The organism is Fibrobacter sp. UWOV1, from assembly GCF_900142495.1.
GTDB lineage: Bacteria > Fibrobacterota > Fibrobacteria > Fibrobacterales > Fibrobacteraceae > Fibrobacter.
Window position 1 is genome coordinate 276,445 of record NZ_FRBA01000001.1, and the last position, 16,830, is coordinate 293,274.

Annotated in this window: 15 protein-coding genes; 11 read left to right on the forward strand and 4 right to left on the reverse strand. The window is 52.0% G+C overall.

The window, feature by feature from the left end; translation table 11 throughout:
- The first annotated feature begins 26 nt into the window (after nt 1-26).
- The 4 genes from BUC02_RS01090 to BUC02_RS01105 all read left to right on the forward strand — a co-directional run bounded on the left by BUC02_RS01090 (nt 27) and on the right by BUC02_RS01105 (nt 5,002).
- A complete protein-coding gene (locus BUC02_RS01090; RefSeq protein ID WP_073317487.1) occupies nt 27-455 on the forward strand; it encodes a flavodoxin in 429 nt (142 codons plus the stop codon).
- 104 nt (nt 456-559) lie between these two features.
- Nucleotides 560-1,681 carry a cysteine desulfurase family protein gene (locus tag BUC02_RS01095; protein ID WP_073318843.1) on the forward strand — a complete coding sequence of 374 codons (1,122 nt, stop codon included), beginning with the start codon at nt 560-562 and terminating at the stop codon, nt 1,679-1,681.
- A gap of 20 nt (nt 1,682-1,701) precedes the next feature.
- On the forward strand, nt 1,702-2,562 hold the full coding sequence (locus BUC02_RS01100) for a tRNA 2-thiocytidine biosynthesis TtcA family protein (protein ID WP_073318846.1): 861 nt from the start codon (nt 1,702-1,704) through the stop codon (nt 2,560-2,562).
- Nucleotides 2,563-2,647: 85 nt separating this feature from the next.
- The gene (locus BUC02_RS01105; RefSeq protein WP_073317491.1) at nt 2,648-5,002 is read left to right on the forward strand and encodes an efflux RND transporter permease subunit; all 2,355 of its coding nucleotides are present in this window, start codon (nt 2,648-2,650) and stop codon (nt 5,000-5,002) included.
- A gap of 198 nt (nt 5,003-5,200) precedes the next feature.
- Here BUC02_RS01105 and BUC02_RS01110 read toward each other — a convergent pair whose 3' ends face one another.
- The gene (locus BUC02_RS01110) at nt 5,201-6,043 is read right to left on the reverse strand and encodes a nuclease-related domain-containing protein (protein WP_073317494.1); all 843 of its coding nucleotides are present in this window, start codon (nt 6,041-6,043) and stop codon (nt 5,201-5,203) included.
- A gap of 228 nt (nt 6,044-6,271) precedes the next feature.
- Here BUC02_RS01110 and BUC02_RS01120 point away from each other — a divergent pair, with 228 nt between their 5' ends.
- Complete coding sequence (locus BUC02_RS01120) at nt 6,272-7,060, forward strand: ZIP family metal transporter (protein WP_073317501.1); 789 nt, start codon at nt 6,272-6,274, stop codon at nt 7,058-7,060.
- A gap of 8 nt (nt 7,061-7,068) precedes the next feature.
- Here BUC02_RS01120 and feoB read toward each other — a convergent pair whose 3' ends face one another.
- Both feoB and BUC02_RS01130 read right to left on the reverse strand, forming a co-directional pair.
- On the reverse strand, nt 7,069-9,117 hold the full coding sequence (feoB, locus tag BUC02_RS01125) for a ferrous iron transport protein B (protein ID WP_073317504.1): 2,049 nt from the start codon (nt 9,115-9,117) through the stop codon (nt 7,069-7,071).
- 2 nt (nt 9,118-9,119) lie between these two features.
- Nucleotides 9,120-9,371 (reverse strand): FeoA family protein, encoded by a 252-nt coding sequence (locus BUC02_RS01130; protein ID WP_254794039.1) that lies wholly within the window; start codon nt 9,369-9,371, stop codon nt 9,120-9,122.
- A 158-nt stretch (nt 9,372-9,529) separates the two neighbouring features.
- Between BUC02_RS01130 and BUC02_RS01135 the strand changes: the two genes are divergently transcribed.
- The 6 genes from BUC02_RS01135 (at nt 9,530) to BUC02_RS01160 (ending at nt 15,782) form a co-directional block, all read left to right on the forward strand.
- Entirely contained in the window at nt 9,530-11,905 is a 2,376-nt protein-coding gene (locus tag BUC02_RS01135) for an efflux RND transporter permease subunit (protein WP_083564332.1), read from the forward strand.
- A gap of 9 nt (nt 11,906-11,914) precedes the next feature.
- Nucleotides 11,915-12,697: an outer membrane lipoprotein-sorting protein gene (locus tag BUC02_RS01140; protein WP_254794040.1), complete on the forward strand. Its 783-nt coding sequence runs from the start codon at nt 11,915-11,917 to the stop codon at nt 12,695-12,697.
- A 95-nt stretch (nt 12,698-12,792) separates the two neighbouring features.
- Entirely contained in the window at nt 12,793-14,013 is a 1,221-nt protein-coding gene (locus BUC02_RS01145; protein ID WP_073317510.1) for a DUF1302 family protein, read from the forward strand.
- Between the two features lie 9 nt (nt 14,014-14,022).
- Nucleotides 14,023-14,733 carry an energy transducer TonB family protein gene (locus BUC02_RS01150; RefSeq protein WP_073317513.1) on the forward strand — a complete coding sequence of 237 codons (711 nt, stop codon included), beginning with the start codon at nt 14,023-14,025 and terminating at the stop codon, nt 14,731-14,733.
- A 71-nt stretch (nt 14,734-14,804) separates the two neighbouring features.
- A complete protein-coding gene (locus tag BUC02_RS01155) occupies nt 14,805-15,386 on the forward strand; it encodes a MotA/TolQ/ExbB proton channel family protein (RefSeq protein ID WP_072799342.1) in 582 nt (193 codons plus the stop codon).
- On the forward strand, nt 15,387-15,782 hold the full coding sequence (locus BUC02_RS01160) for an ExbD/TolR family protein (protein WP_072809024.1): 396 nt from the start codon (nt 15,387-15,389) through the stop codon (nt 15,780-15,782). It begins immediately after the preceding gene.
- A gap of 17 nt (nt 15,783-15,799) precedes the next feature.
- Here BUC02_RS01160 and BUC02_RS01165 read toward each other — a convergent pair whose 3' ends face one another.
- Entirely contained in the window at nt 15,800-16,825 is a 1,026-nt protein-coding gene (locus BUC02_RS01165) for a nickel/cobalt transporter (protein WP_073317516.1), read from the reverse strand.
- Nucleotides 16,826-16,830 lie beyond the last annotated feature (5 nt).

The window sequence follows — 16,830 nt, forward strand, 5'->3', positions numbered from 1 at the left end:
TCTTTAAATCACCTAGGAGAATCACAATGGAAAAAATTGCAGTAATCTACTGGAGCGGAACAGGAAACACCGAAATGATGGCAAAATACGTTGCCGAAGGTGCCAAAGCAGCAGGTGCCGAAGCCGACGTGTTCAGCGTTTCGGATTTTTCTCAGAATCAGCTGGCTGAATATGCCCGCTATGCTTTGGGTTGCCCCGCCATGGGCGCCGAGGAACTCGAAGATTCCGAATTCCAGCCCTTCTACGAAGCTGTCAAGCCCGCCCTTAACGGCAAGAAAGTCGCCCTGTTCGGCTCTTACGGCTGGGGTGGCGGCGAATGGATGAATCCGTGGAAGGCTGACGCCGAAGCCGCTGGGCTCGTGCTTGTGGCAGATCCGCTCGCCATCGAGAACGCCCCCGATGACGCCGGCAAGACCGCTTGCCAGGAACTCGGCAAGACTCTCGCCACCGCCTAAAATGACATTTTCTTTTTTATAGTGTTTTGGTTAGCTTCAGCCCCGACGGAACAACATTCCGTTGGGGCTTTGCCGTTCCCCATTTTTCTATCTTTTTGGTAGTTATGTCCTACTTCGACTACACGGCAAATACCCCGGCATGCGAAGAAGCTTTGCAACGATTCTGCGAAGTTGAACGCAGGTTTATCGGCAACGCCAATTCGAATCACGAAGCAGGGCATGCAGCAAAAGCATTTCTCGCCCAGGTGACCGATTCCATCGCGAAACTTTTGGGCGTAAACCCCGACGAAATCATTTACACCTCGGGCGCCAGCGAAAGCAACAATACCGCCATCCGCGGCATCGTCCAGGCCAAGCGCCATGTGGGCAAGCACATCGTCACGAACCCGCTGGAACATTCTTCGGTAAGCGCAACGCTCACGGCCCTGCAAGAAGCGGGCTACGAAATCGAGATGGCAAAAATCGGCACCGATGGAAAAATCGACCTGGAAGACTTGAAGAGCCTGCTCCGCAAAGATACGGTGCTTGTGACGGTAAACGCGGTCGATAGCGAACTCGGGACGGTACAACCGCTGGAAGCCATCAGTAATATTGTCCGCGAGTTACCGAGCTGCAGCCTTCACGTGGATGCAACGCAGGCCATCGGCAAAACGCCTATAAACCTGAATTTGGCAGACACGGCAAGCATCGGCGCGCACAAGTTCTACGGGCTTTCGGGCAGCGGGCTTTTGTACAAGAAAAGCGGAATCGCCATGGAACCGCTCATTTACGGCGGAGCAAGCACCACCATTTACCGCAGCGGCACCCCGACACTCGCGTTGGACGCATCCCTCGAAACGGCACTGTCACTTGCCGTGGAGCATTTCGAAGAACGATTTGCCCGCGTCAAGGAGCTGCGAAAGATTTTGCAAGAAAAACTCTGCGGCTATCCGAAAGTCCGCATCAATTCCCCCGCAGACGCTGTTCCGCACATTTTGAACCTGAGTGTCGCGGGAGTCCGCGGGAACATTTTCCAGAAAGCTCTTTCGGACAAAGGAATTTACGTGTCGGTCAAGTCCGCCTGCAGCGTAGATGCGCTCCCCTCCCGCGCCGTTTTTGCCGTCAGCCGCGACCGCAAAAACGCCTTGAACTCCTGGCGCATAAGCCTTTCGCACCTCACCACCGAAAAAGAAATCGACGAATTCATGGCCGCATTCGACAGCTGCTACAAGGAACTTTGCAAATAAACGCAAAAAAGGTAATGAAAATGGCAAGAGAACTTTCATTTGTCCAAAGCGTAGAACGGAGCATTTCGAAAACTTACCGCGAAAGGCTCTGGACGCCGTTCATTACCGCCATCAAGAACTACAAGCTCATCGAAGAAGGCGACAAAATCGCCGTCTGCATTTCCGGCGGCAAGGATTCCATGCTCATGGCGAAGCTCATCCAGATGCTTCACCGCCACAGCGACGTGAAATTCGACGTGGAATACCTGGTGATGGACCCCGGGTACAACGAAATAAACCGCCAGAAAATCGAAAGCAACGCGAAGCTCCTGGAAATACCCATCACCGTTTTCGAGACGAACATTTTCGACGTGGCAAACAACACCGAACGTTCCCCCTGCTACGTTTGCGCCAAGATGCGCCGCGGCCACCTCTACCACAAGGCAAAAGACCTAGGCTGCAACAAGATTGCGCTGGGTCACCACCTCTCCGACGTCATCGAGACCACCGTCATGGCGATGTTCTACGGCTCGCAACTGCAGGGCATGATGCCCAAACTCCACAGCCTGAATTTCGGCGGCATGGAACTCATCCGCCCTATGTATTGCATCAACGAGCAAGACATTATCAACTGGAAAAATTACAACGGGCTGCAGTTTATCCAGTGCGCCTGCCGCTTTACCGAAAGTTGCACCGTCTGTGACAACGGCGGTGGCGGTAGCAAGCGTCAAGAAATCAAAGCGCTCATCAAGCGCCTCAAGCGCGAAAACCCGAACATCGAAAAGAGCATCTTCAACAGTCTGCACTCCGTCTGCATCGAGACATTCCCCGGCTACAAGGCCGGCGGCGAACTGCATTCGTTCCTGGACGATTACGAGGAACGCTTACCGCAGAAAGGGTAAACGAGCCGTATTTTTTGAGCCCGTCCGTTTGGAGTAGAAAAAACGGCGCTATGGCTCTATTTTTCCCTCAAAAATTGAGGGTTTTATGCAAGTTTCTCGTGTCAACAAGGTTTTTGCCCGATTGGGGTGTTTTCAGGTCAAGTTTCGCTGGTTAATTCTGCTAATAACGCTGGTCGTGACAGTTTTGGCGTGCCTCGGGCTCCCGCAACTGCAGATGAGCAGCAGCGAAGAAGAATGGTTCGATGACTGGGACCAGGTAAAAATCGACCAGGCGCATTTCAACGACATTTTCGGGAGCGAGGATACCTACATGGTGATGGTGCGCGCCGACGACGTTTTTGCGCCGGAGGTGTTGCTGGCAATTGACAGGCTTTCGCGCAGGCTCGAAAGCGAGGTGCCCTACGCCGACCGCGTGGTTTCGCTTACGCGCAATTTGTCGATTCCGGTCGCAAACGACGAAGGCTTCGAGGTCATTGATCCGTTCGAGGGCGGCATTCCCGATAACCCGCAGGAGCTGGCCGAAAAACGCAAACTGATTACGACTCGCGAATCGCTGGTGAACAATATCGTCTCCGATGACGCGAAGGAGACCTGGGTGATTCTTTCGCTCAAAACTTACGAGGGCGGCATCGAATTCGGCAAGGACAGCATTGCGCCATTTGCCCGCGAAGTCATCTATTCCGACGAATTCAAGAGCGACAGATACACCTTGATGCCCACGGGCATGAGCTACACCGAAATGGAAGAAGACGAGGTGGTTTCGAGAGAGTGCGCAATGCGCATTGGAATCGGTTTTGCCGTAATGCTTTTGTGCCTTATCCTGTTCGTGCGTTCGCTGCGCGGCGTGGTGGTGCCCGCAATCGCTACCGCGGGGGGCATCGCTTCGGTACTCGGCATTAATGCGTGGCTCGGCGTTGTCGGCGACGAGAGCATGGTCGCACTCCCGGTGCTTTTAGGCATGGCACTTTCGGTGGGCTATTCCATTCACTACATCAATTCATTCCGCATGCACTTTAGGCGCACGGGCAACCGCCGCGAATCCGTGATTTACGCCGTCGAAGAGACGGGCTGGCCCATCCTCTTTACCGTCATTACCACGGTCGCATCGCTGATTTCGTTCCTGTTCGCAGGCATTCGCCCTATCCGCTGGATTGGCGGGATTTCAGCGGGCATCGTCACGATGGTTTATCTGTATGTCATCATCTTGATTCCGATTCTCATGAGCTTCGGCAAGAACGCAGAACCCGACCCGACGCAGGTAAAGTCCGCAGGGGCCACCAAGGCGGACATTCTCTTTGAATTCTTCGGGCGCAAGGTGTGCAGGCACAGCGTTATTGTCGCAGTGATTTCGGCTGCAATTATGCTGTTGCAAGTTCCAGGCATGATGCGCATCGACGTGAACATGGACTACACCGAAACCATGGGTGAAAAGATTCCCTTCGTGGTGCGGCTCAAGGACATGCTCAGCGGAAAGCTCGGAAGCCTTTACGACTTTAACGTGATGGTGGAATTCGATGACGCGGACGCGCTCAAGGACCCCGCCAACATGAAACGCATCGAGCAACTTGAACAGAAACTCGGAACGCTCCAGCTCACGAAAATTTCGGGCGACAAGCCGCGCGTACAATCGATGACGCGTCTCGTAAAAGAGATGAACCGCACGCTGAACGCCGACAGTATCGAGTATTACAAGATTCCCGACGCACAGGACATGCTCACGCAATTGCTTTTCCTGTATGAGATTTCAGACCCAGAAGCGCTTTTCGAATATATGGACGAAGATTACAAGACCTCGTTCATCCATATAGAACTTTCGGGCTACGACGCCAACAAAATCGTCGAGGACCTGGATTCGGCCAAAAGCTACGGCGCACAGATTTTCCCCGACGCAAAAGTTTCTGTCGTGGGCGAAGTCGTGAACTACGCCGAAATGAACGGCAAACTGGTCGGCGGGCTTTTGCGCTCGTTCGGCGGGTCGTTCGTGATTATCGCCATCATGATGATTCTCGCATTCGGGAGCATCAAGGCGGGCCTTATCGGGATGATTCCAAACATCGCGCCGGTACTCCTGATCGGCGGCATCATGGGCTATTCGGGCATGCCGCTCGACATGATCACGATGATCGTGATGCCAATGATTTTGGGCATCGCCGTCGATGACACCATCCACATGAACAACCACATCAAATACGGATTCGAGCGAACGGGCAGCTACAAGCACGCGCTACTACTCTCTTACCGCGAAATCGGAAAGACCATGGGCATGACAACCTTCATCCTTTGCGCGATGTTCTTCGTGTTCATCTTCAGCCCCATGGGCGCGCTCCACAACGTGGGCCTGCTCTCCATCGTGGGCCTCGGCGCCGCACTCCTTGCCGACTACACGCTCACCACGGCACTTGTTTACCTGTGCAAGCCATACAGTCGTGAGTCATCCTGAGCGGAGAACCGTAAGGTTCATAGTCGAAGGATCTAGGGCGTTTCCCGGCCCAAGTTCCCAGAGCCTGCCGAAGGGTGGGCCGGGTCGGGCTATACTCGCTTTGCTCACCGAGCCTGTAGTCTCGGCCCTTACGGGTGACTATCCCTAACGCAAAAAAATGGAATTAACAAATCACCATAATACTCTAAAAAGCCTTTTTTAAAAAGGCAAGTCGTCATCATCAACGAGAGTTGGTTTCCAACCTTGTTCCTGTCTCATTTTAACATAGTCATTGTGTTTTTGTTGAATATACACAGAGTTATTGTTAAAAGAACTCAACCTATTATATAGTGCATCTATTTGCTCCGGAGAAAGTACTCTTTGAGATGAGTTGATTTTTCGTCTTATTACAGTAGATAAACTATTTCGCTTTAAAATAATTCTATCAGAAGAATTCTCAGGGACATCCTTCAACTCACATCTTTCACTGAATACAATAATCGAGTAATAGGGATAGTTATTACCAAGTATACGTTGAATTGCTTTGATATGACCTTCATTTTGCTTAACCGGATTATAAAAGAACTCCTTTTTCCTTGGCATTGTTTTGCACCAGTTTTTGGAATTCAAATTACCAAAAATCCATCCAGAATAATTTTTGCTTTCAAACACATAGATTCCAGTTTCGTGAATCCAAACCATATCAATTTCCGTTTTCACCCCGATGTATATATTGCCAAGAATTTTATAGTAGAAGTCAAGCCCTTGACTCAAATTGACAATCTCTTTAAATGTGAGGAATTCTCCATATTCACCCAACTTCGAATTTCCTGGATGAATATTGAATAAGTCATTTAAAATGAATCTATTGGAGCGAGCTAGAGATTTATAAAATTTTTGATTATTTTTAGTCTTGTCCGGTATATCTGCAAAGATCTCGTCTTCTTCGTCATCTTCAAAGCGAGACTGCCTAGGAATATTCTTTGATATGGCAGTATCGAGAAAGCGCACTGCTGCTATTATTATAAGTATTACGAAAAAGCCTAATATCAACTGCAACATATTATACGCTCAAAATCAAGCCCACAAAGACGTTATGGATAATATATATAACTAATCCCCATAACGACAATTTGCAGAATAAAATCAACAAATTTTTCAAATTTTGCAGATTCAAATCAGCATTTTTAGTAAAAATTGCGGTTTTCAATCTACAAAATCGCCAATTCTTTTTTAGGCCTGCAACCGAAAGGAGTAGATTTCTCCACATTTTAATACTATAATTGGAACATGAACGAGCCTGTTTTACAAATTGCCCATGGTCTTGCCATCCCGTTTTTAGGGACCGTCTTGGGGGCCGCATGCGTGTTCTTTATGCGCAAACAGATGAGCCAAAATCTCAAGCGGGGTCTTCTCTCTTTTGCGGCGGGAGTCATGGTGGCAGCTTCTGTATGGAGCCTGCTTTTGCCTGCGATTAGTGCAAGCGAATCGATGGGAAAGTTGGCTTTTATTCCGGCGACGGTCGGATTCTGGGCAGGCATCCTGTTCCTGTACATTTTAGACAAAATAACACCGCACTTGCATTTGGGTAGCGCCACGCCCGAAGGCCCCAAGGCTAAACTCAAGCGTACGACCATGCTCACGCTGGCGGTAACATTGCACAACTTGCCCGAGGGCATGGCTGTCGGTATCGTTTTTGCGGGCTGGCTTTCGGGGAATGTGGCCATCACGCTTTCGGGGGCGTTTGCGCTTGCCATAGGCATCGCCATCCAAAATTTCCCTGAAGGGGCGGTGGTTTCGCTCCCGCTCCGAGCCGAAGGGGCTTCCCGCAAGAAGGCTTTTGCCCTGGGCGCACTTTCCGGAGCCGTAGAACCCGTAGGGGCCTTAATCACGCTGCTTGCCGCCGAGGCTCTCTCACCGTTCATGCCCTACCTGCTCTCGCTTGCGGCAGGCGCCATGATTTATGTCGTAATCGAAGAAATGCTCCCCGAAGTCAGCGAAGGAGAGCATTTTGATGCCGGCACCATCCTTTTTGCCGTGGGCTTCACGCTCATGATGGTGCTCGACAGCGCGCTATAAAATTTCACTTAGAAAATCAGCAATCCGATGTGGTAGCCGATAAAGGCGAGCCCAAGAGAAAGCGCCAAGTAGTAACCCATGATGGTGGCTAGCCACTTGAACGAACCGGCCTCGCGGTAGGTGGTGCCCATCGCCAGCACGCAGGGAACGTTGAACATCGACGCAAACAGGAATGCGAGTGCTTCGGGCTTGCTGATGGTACTTGCAAGCGCCTCGCCCAAGTTTTCGCTTGCAGCCACGCGGGTCACAAGAGAGAACGCCTCGCCGGTGTGGTTGAAGAGCGTGCTCATAATGCCAAGCGAAGCTTCCTTACTGAACATGCCGCCCAAATAAGAGACAAACAGTTCCCAGCGCATGCCAAAGAACATCGTCACCGGCTCAATCGCATTGCCAATTTTGTAAAGGAGCGTATTTTCCACATTCCCGTCGCTTGCGTAAGAGAGCGCCCAGAAAAGAGCCGCCACCATCAGGATCATCTTCAAGGCCTTCTTGAAAATGCCGCAGGTGCTGCGCCCCACCATCGCAGCAATCATCTTCCAGTGCGGCTTGTGATACGGCGGGAGTTCCATAATCATGCCCACGCGTTCATTCTGCGGGACAAGCTTTTTGCCGAACAGGCGCGAAGACAGGTAGAAGCTGGCGAAAATCAGCACAACGTAACCGATGCCAAACAGCGGAGCCGCCGACCCGAAGAAAGTTGACGCCAGGAACAGCACGACAGCCACCTTGCTCCCGCACGGAATCGCCCACAACAGAACGAGCGCAAGCAGGCGTTGACCGCGGGTATCGAGTACGCGCGTACCGCAAACCGCACCCGCCGTGCATCCAATTCCGGAAAACAGCGGCATAATCGCCTTGCCCTGCAAACCGAGGCGCGAAAGCCAGTTGTCGAACGCATACGAGAAACGCGCCATGTAGCCGATTTCTTCGAGAATGCGGAATACGAAAATGATGGAGAAAATGAAACTCGTCATACAAATCGTGATGCAAGTTCCACCGACAAGCACCAGATTGATGAACGAAATCACCACAGGCCAAACGCCAAGCGCATTGCCAGCGCGTTCTACAAGCGACTGCAATACAGGCTGCATTCCAAAACCGATTCCCATGCCCGGGAAAGCGAGAATCATGCAAGCAATCAGCGAGACAACCATGATGCCGAACGCAAAGAACTTGCCCTTGATGTGGTGCGTGGCGATGCGGTCCCACTTGTTAAAGACCTTCTCGATTGACTTGGGCGTCGCCGATTCACGCACGATCTTCGAAACCCAGCGGTACTTGGCTTCGCCGGTGAGAATTCCGCCGTCGCGCCCTTCTTCGCTATCGAGGATTGCATCAATCGCATTCTTCCTAGCGAACGGAAGCATTTCATTCACGACACCACAAATGAGTTTGTCTTTTTCAAGGAGCTTTTCCACAATCCAGATTTTTTCACACACGCCGTATTCAAAATCGCCTAAAGCCGCTTCGATGCGGCTAATGAGACTATCCTTTTTTTCGCCAAGCTCTCCCCCGCCAACGAGTTCCTCGCGCAGGCTCCCGCTATCCAAGCAAACAGGCGTCTTGATTGCCGAAACCATCTTCTTGAAGAATTCCGGATAACGCTCCGTTTCGGCCGCGCTGAAACCGAGCACCGGAACGCCGAGGCGCTTTTCAATCGCACTCACGTCAATCTTCTTGCCCGCCGCTTCGGCCACATCCATCATGTTGAGCACTAGCATCACGGGCATGCGAATGCCCACAAAATCCGCCAGCATGTAAAGGCTGCGTTCCAGCTGCGACGCATCTACCAGAATGCACACGAGGTCGGCCTTGCCGCTCTGAATGTAGTCGCGGGTAACGACTTCTTCTTCGGAGTTCGCCGAAAGCCCGTAACTGCCCGGAAGGTCAATTACTTTATACGTCGTACCGTCAAAAACAAATTCACCTTCGGCCTGTTCCACCGTTTTGCCGGGCCAGTTGCCCACACGCTGGTGAAGCCCCGTAAGGTTGTTAAAAAGCGTCGATTTACCAGAATTGGGCTGCCCGAGCAAAGCAATAGTCTTGATTTCGCTCATTTTTACGATTCTACCTTGACAAAAATCTGTGAACTTTCCTTATGGTTAATGGCAATGACCGTGTCGCGGCAAAAAACGAGCACCGGCGAGCGCCCGTCATTCTTGAGGAGCGTAAAGGCGGAACCCGGCGTAAGCCCGATGGAAACAATTCTTGAAATAAAGCGGGAATCGCCCTCGATCTGGGCGACAGTTCCGCAACGATTTTCGCCCATTTCGGCGAGACTCAATCGGTCAACAAAATCAGCATTTTTCATGCGCCAAAAGTAGCCGAAAAGCGCTCAAAAAACCGCTCCAAATAGACTACGGGGAATCCAGAACGATTTACAGTCCGTTCGGTTTTAAGCAAAACCATTTGGAGTAGAATTTTTAGCCCCATATCCCTATTTTTGCACCGCAAAAAAAAGAGGATACAATGAGCCTTCCAAAGATTAACATTGAAAGAATCAACGAGCAGTTCGGCCGTTTTGGCGAATTCTTGCTCAATCACCGCGCCATATTGCTGGTGGCGTTTGTCGTTTTGCTTGCGGTTTCCATCGTGGGCATGAAAAAAATCTACGTCGAGGCGTCTTGGGACAGCTACTTTATCGAGGGCGACCCGATGCTTGTCGAAACGGACAAGTTCAAGGAAACTTTCGGTAACGACTACTTCGTGGGCGTGCTGGTCGAGAGCGACCATTCCATCTTGACGCCGGACAACTTGAAGCTTTTGCGCGAGCTTTCGAACGAACTGCGCGATAGCCTCTCGTATTCCGACGGCAAGGCGACTTCGATTGTCGATTTGGAATACATGCTCGGCACCGAAGAGGGCATGGAAATCACGCAGATTGTTCCCGAAGAAATCCCGACAGACGAAGCGGGCCTCGCTGAAATCGAGAAGCGCCTGGCTGACAAGCCGGAACTGGCGAAGAAGCTCATTTCGAGCGACCGCAAGCAAGCCTTCATCAACATCAAGTTGCGTCCCTTCCCCGAAGATTCCGTGTGGAAGGCCGAAGGCGAAGCGAAGGGTGAAAAGGCAGAAGCTCCCGACATGAAAACGGGTCGCGAAACAGCGGCTATCATCGCGAAGGAGAAATACGCCCCGCTCAACCCGCGCGCTACGGGCATGCCTTACCTGAGTTTCGAGAAAATGACTTACATCGGTCAGGAAATGGGTCGCATTTTCATCATGACCATTCTTTGCGCCATCATCGTGATGTTCATCGTGACGCGTTCGCTGCGCGGGATTGTCTCGCCGCTGATTACGACTTTCGCAGGCGTCATTATGACTTTCGGCCTGGTGGGTTATCTTGGCCTTTACATGGACGTAACCAACATCATGGTGCCGGTGATTTTGGCTTTCGCAGTCTCGATTGCATACAACATCCACATCAATTCTTTCTTCCGCAAGAACATGATGCTTACCGGTAAGCGCAAGGAATCGGTGCTTTACGCCATGCGTGAAACGGGTTGGTCGGTGCTGTTCTCGGGCCTTACCACCATCGTGGCGCTGCTTTCGTTCCTGTCAGTGATGCTCAAGCCGATCCGCTCCGTGGGCATTCTCTCGTCGATTGCGATTGCGTTTATTCTTCTCGTGGCGCTAACGGTTTCACCGATTCTCCTGAGTTTCGGCAAAGACAAGAAGCCGAACGCCAAGGTGCTTGAACGCGGCGACACGCGCATGGGAATCATTCTCGATTCTATCGGCAAGTTCGTTCTCGGGCACGGCAAGCCGATTGCGATTGTATTCGCCGTCGTGACAGCAATTTCGGTTTTTGGGCTAACCAAGATAGAACCCGCCTTTGATGTGGAACGCACCATGGGCCGCAAGGTCGAATACGTGAACAAGATGCTCTATGTGGCCGAATCCGAAATCGGAAGTTTCTATTCGTACGATTTGGTGATTGACTTTGATACAAACGACAAGGCCAAGGAAGTCGAAAACCTTAAAAAGTTGGAACAGTTGCAGGATTACGCCGGCAAGTACCCGCTCACCAAGCGTTCCACCTCGATTCTTGACATCGTCAAGGATTTGGACCGCACGCTGAACGAAAACCGTCAGGAAAAATACGCCATTCCCGAAACGGAAGAAGAAGTCGCACAGCTGCTTTTGCTCTACGAAAACGCGGGCGGCAGCGAGGCAACTTACTGGATGGATTACGATTATAGAAAGCTCCGCCTGATGGTGGAAATATCGATTTACAACTCCAACGAGCTCCAGAAGGAAATCGAGGACTTGCAAGATTTCGCACGCAAACTTTACCCAAACGCAAAGGTGACTGCCGTAGGAAACTTGCCGCAATTCACCGCCATGCAGCAGTACCTGGAAGTAGGTCAGATGACGTCGTTCCTGATTTCTGTAGTCATCGTGGCAGTCCTTTTGATGATCGTTTTCGGTAGCATTCGCACGGGCCTTATCGGCATGATTCCGAACATTGCGCCGGGCATTTTCGTGGGCGGCTACCTCGGGCTCACGGACATTCCGCTTGACATGATGACGGCGACACTCATCCCGATGATTATCGGCCTTTCCGTTGACGATACGATTCACTTTATCAACCACGGGCATGTGGAATTTGACCGTACCCGCGATTACAGCAAATCGATTCTCAACGTGTTCCGCACGGCGGGCCCTGCACTCGTGATGACCACCATCATCATGGTAGCGACCTTCGCCGGCTTTACCACCTCGAAAGCAACGCAGATGTTCAACTTCGGTTTCGTGGTGTTTATCGGCCTTGTCTCGGCATTGCTCGCCGACCTGTTCGTAACACCGCTTTTAATCAAGAAATTCAAGATTTTTGGAAAATAGGAGTATCTTATGAGCATGAAAATTGCAAAAACCGCCGCGACAATTGTTGTCGCATTGAGCGCCATGGTGTGCGCAGAAACATTAACTGGCCGCGACATTGTGCAAAAGGTGCACGACCGCCCCGATGGCGACACGCGTAGTTCCGAGCTTTCGATGACGCTTGTGAACAAGAGTGGCAGCAAGCGCGAACGTAAGATTACCTCGTTCGCGATGGACGTAGGCAAGGACACCAAACAGATTATGTTCTTCCGCTACCCCAACGATGTGAAGGGCACGGGATTCCTGACGGTCGATTACGACGACATCAACAAGGATGACGACAAGTGGCTTTACCTGCCCGCCATGAAAAAGACTCGCCGCATTAGCGGAAAGAGCTCCAAGACGGATTACTTCATGGGTTCCGACTTCACCTATGACGATGTGGGCCAGCGCAATATTGACGAAGACACCCATACATTTGTGCGCGAAGAAAAGGTCGATGGCGTAGACTGCTGGGTCGTAGAATCCGTACCCAAGAAGAACGACGAAATCTTCTCAAAGAAAATCATGTGGATCCGCAAGGACTGCCTGATTGCCGCCAAGGTGGAATACTACGACAAGCTCGGCAAACTGCACCGCTCGCTGAAAGTTGAAAACGTGGTTCAGGTAGACGGATTCTGGTCTATCGCCAAGATGAGCATGGAAAACGTGCAAACCAACCACAAGACGCTCCTTGAATTCGGCGACATCAAGTTCAACATTCCGCTGGATGCGAAGACATTCACCGTCCCGCGCCTGGAAAGAGGACTGTAAAATAGACGAAAGAACGGACCTTCGGTCCTACAGACGAAAGACGAGAGAGTGTCATCCTGAGCGGAGTGCGAAGCACGAAGTCGAAGGATCTAGTTATGAATAAGATTGCTGCTTTTACGATGGTTGTTGCGGGGACGGTAGCGAGCGTTGCCTTCGCCCAAGAATCTCCATTCCAGTTTAACGGGTTCGTGGATACGTATCACGCCGTCCAGACGCAGCATCCTCACGATTTTACCACGTCGCGGACGCGCCTGCGCGCAGAACTTCGCGTAGATTACGAGAACGCCTACTTGTTCACTAGCCTGAATGGCGTGCACAACAGCATTCTCGAAGACCGCACCGGAATGCAGTTGCAAGAAGCTTATTTCAACTACCAGAATGACTTTCTTGAAATACGCGCGGGCCGCCAGATTGTGGTGTGGGGCGTTGCCGACGGGCTTCGCGTTACCGACCTGATTTCGCCTGTAGACTACACCGAATTCATGTCGAGCGACTACGACGACATGCGCATGGCCGTTGACGGTTTTCGCATCAAGTACCCCGGCGAGCGCGTGAATGCCGAAATCGTTTACGTGCCCGTGCCGCGATACTTCCAGATGCCCATGCAAGAAGAAAATCCCTGGCGTCCTGGATTGCCCGAAAAAGCGAGCATCGATTTCCCGGAAGGTCCCGATGCCAAATTCAAGAACGGCGACTTCGGAACGCGAGTTTCGTTCTTCCTTTCGAATCTAGATTTCTCCATCTCGGCACTCCATACGCATAACCAGTCGCCCGTTACGGTCGCAGGCTACGACCCCGTCAAGGATTCCATTGTCATTCATGGCATTCACGAAACCATGACCATGATCGGTGGCGACCTCTCTATGCCTATCGGCGAATTCGTGCTGCGAGCTGAAATCGCAGAATACTTCGGTGAAGCGCTCGGTTACGCAAGCAATCTCGATTACGCCCGCAAGAATACCTTCAATGCGCTTGGTGGAATCGACTGGTACGCCGGCGACAACTGGACTTTCATGGTGCAGTATTTGCACAAGTACATCGCCGACTATTCGCATAACTTGGCCGCCGAAAAGAATTCCTCCGAAATGACCTTCCGCATTTCAAAGGAACTGCTGAACAACACGCTCAAGCTTTCGCTCTACGGCGTATTCGACATCGATAACCTCGGCTACTATGGCCGCGCTTCGGGCGATTACTCAGTTACCGACCAAGTCATGATTTCGCTGGGCTACGACCACTTTGGCGGCAAACGCGGACAACTCGCTGGCTACAAGAAAAACCGCGAAGTCTGGGCGAAAGCGAAGTACTACTTCTAATAAGATCTAATGAATTTTGAAATAGAAACAGAAACTCGCAATCCCTATTCCGCGTTTACGATGCGGCGTGTATTTTGTGTAGGCATCATTATCGCCGTCTTGCTACATGCGGGCTTTTACGCCTGGGGATTCCTGAAGCGAACGCAGGTGGTTACCACTCGCGAAGACGCCGAAGTGATTCATGTGGAGCGTTTGCTCTTGCAACCACCTCCGCCACCGCCCGAAGTCAAGAAAATCGTGAAGAAGGTGGTCCGCGCAAAAATTATCCCGAACATCGTGCAAGACACGGTGCCGGAACCTGAACCGGAGCCAGAGCCGGAACCGATTGTGGTTACGGATGCCGAACCCGTTGTCGAAGCACCGCCTGAGCCAGTGGCACCGCCCCCACCGCCGCCACCTCCACCGAAACCTTCGAAGGATTCGCTGATGAAGGTGACGAAAGCCTACCTTATCGGGCTTTCCAAGGCGTTTGAAAAGCAGAAGGACTACCCCGCTACAGCCCGTCGCCTTAAGCAAGAAGGCACCGTGCGCGTACAGTTTACGGTCGCCAAAGACGGAAGCATCAGCGGTGCAGTTGTCGCAAAGCCTTGCCCGTATTCCTCGCTGAACGAAAGCGCGCTTGCCGCCGTGCAAGCCGTGCCAAAGTTCGACCCGATTCCAGCGGTGCTCGGCAAGGACACCTGGAAAATGGAGATACCGATTAAATACAATCTGCATTAAAAGGAGATGCCCGCCTTCGCGGGCATGACAAAGCAACAAGACATTTACATACAACCTAAAACAGGAACACAATGAACTACATCTTAGACTTTATTCAACAGGGCGGCGTTATCGCCTACGTACTCGTGGCGATGAACTTCGTCGGTTATTCCATCATCGTATGGAAAATCATCTCGCTGATTCTCTTTAACAGGAGCATCCGCAAGCGCCTTCCTTCCAAAATTCTGCACCGCGTGGTGAGCCACAACACCGACCACCACATCATCATGGAAAGCATCCGCACCGAAATCGCGCTCGCTTTCTCGCCGTTACAGAAGGGCATGACTACGATTGAAAACATTGCCAGCATTTCTCCGCTGCTGGGCCTTTTGGGAACCGTATTCGGCATCTTCAACGCCTTCAGTGTCATCGCCGTTTCGGGCCTTTCTGACGCAGGCGCATTCGCAACAGGCATCAAACTCGCCCTCATTACGACAGTGATTGGCCTCGTGGTCGCGATTCCGCACGTCATCGCATTCAACTACTTGAATGCAAGCATGGAATCGGAGCAGGACAACGTAGAAAACGATGTGCTTTTGCAGCTGGGCCGCATTCTCAAGGAAAAGGACCACATTCGTTCTCAAAGCGCCGATTCCGCAAACGAGGATGCATAAATGGCCAAGCGCACCCGCCGAATCCGCCCCGACATGACGCCGCTCATCGACTGCGTCTTCTTGCTGCTGGTGTTCTTCTTGGTGACATCCGTCTTCAAGCAAGACGAATCGGTACTCAAGCTGATTCTGCCCGAAACACAGACCGAAACCAAGCGCGACACGCCCGAGGGCCTGTACATAGAGCTTTCCGAGACGGAACTCGCCTTTAACGGCCAGCGTGGCACGCCCGACGAACTCCGCGAAAAGGCGGCAACGGTGCAGAACAAGAAATCCCCTGTCGCCATCAAGATTGACAAGGGAACCACTTACGAGCGCATCGCCGTCATCTTGGACATTTTACAGGTGCAAAAGCTGTACAATATCCAGCTGATTAACGAGATGGAAAGCGCGGAATAAGACCGCTTGCGGCGTCGCTACACCCTTCCCGCGAACTGGTTCGTAAACAGCAACAGTCCCGAAATAAAGATAATGACACCGCCTGCGAGAGTCGCGACGGGGTATATTTTTGTCGCGATACGGGTATGGGCACTTCCCTTATCGATTCCCTTGCGGAATGCCACGGCCGCAATGCCGAAAGCCACATTCGTAATCGTCATGCCGACGCAAATGACAAGCGCACCCAAGAGTGAAAGCGCCACCATGGAATTCAGCAGGCAGAACAGAACAATCAACGCCACAGCCGGGCAAGGTACGATTCCCGTAACGGCGGCAACTCCGATAATTTCACGCCAGCGGGCAACCGGCGGGAGCGCACTTCCCAAGCCAGATTCCGCGCACGCACCATCTTGCGCAGCCCCTTCCGCGGCATCAAGCCGAGCGGCACATCCACAGCCCTTACGCGACTTAATCACATCGCGAATTGCAAGCACCACAAGCAACACACCCGTGAGCATAATGAGCGCATAACTCGCGCGCTCGATTCCGACGCGGCCCGTCTCGAACGCATTGAATACCGTCGCCTTGAAAATCGCGTACAAAACAAGCAGCAAGAGAACCGCACTCATGGTATGCGTCACAGTAATGCCCGCACCAAGCGCAACACCCTGCCGCCATCGACCACGACGCGCTATAAAATAACCTACCACGATCGACTTACCATGCCCGGGGCCAAGCGCGTGCAACATACCGTACACAAGGCAAATCGCGAGGAACTTCCAAATGGCATCCCAGTCGCCACTTTTCATCGCCGAAATCGCTGCCGTCAACTTTTCGCGAAGCACCTTCTGTTCCTCCGCAATCACCGTATAAAAAGACCGCGTCTTTTCCGCCGTTTTTTCAGGCGCCGCCGCAGGCACAGCAGACGCACCTTCAGCAGGCGCCACCATTTCCGTTGCAGCCGGAGCTTCGCCCCCGCCGACATCGAAACGCTTTTTCTTGACAGCCGCCGAAGCCGCCACCGCAATCAAAAGAACAAACAAAAACACAATAGACTTCTTCATAAAGC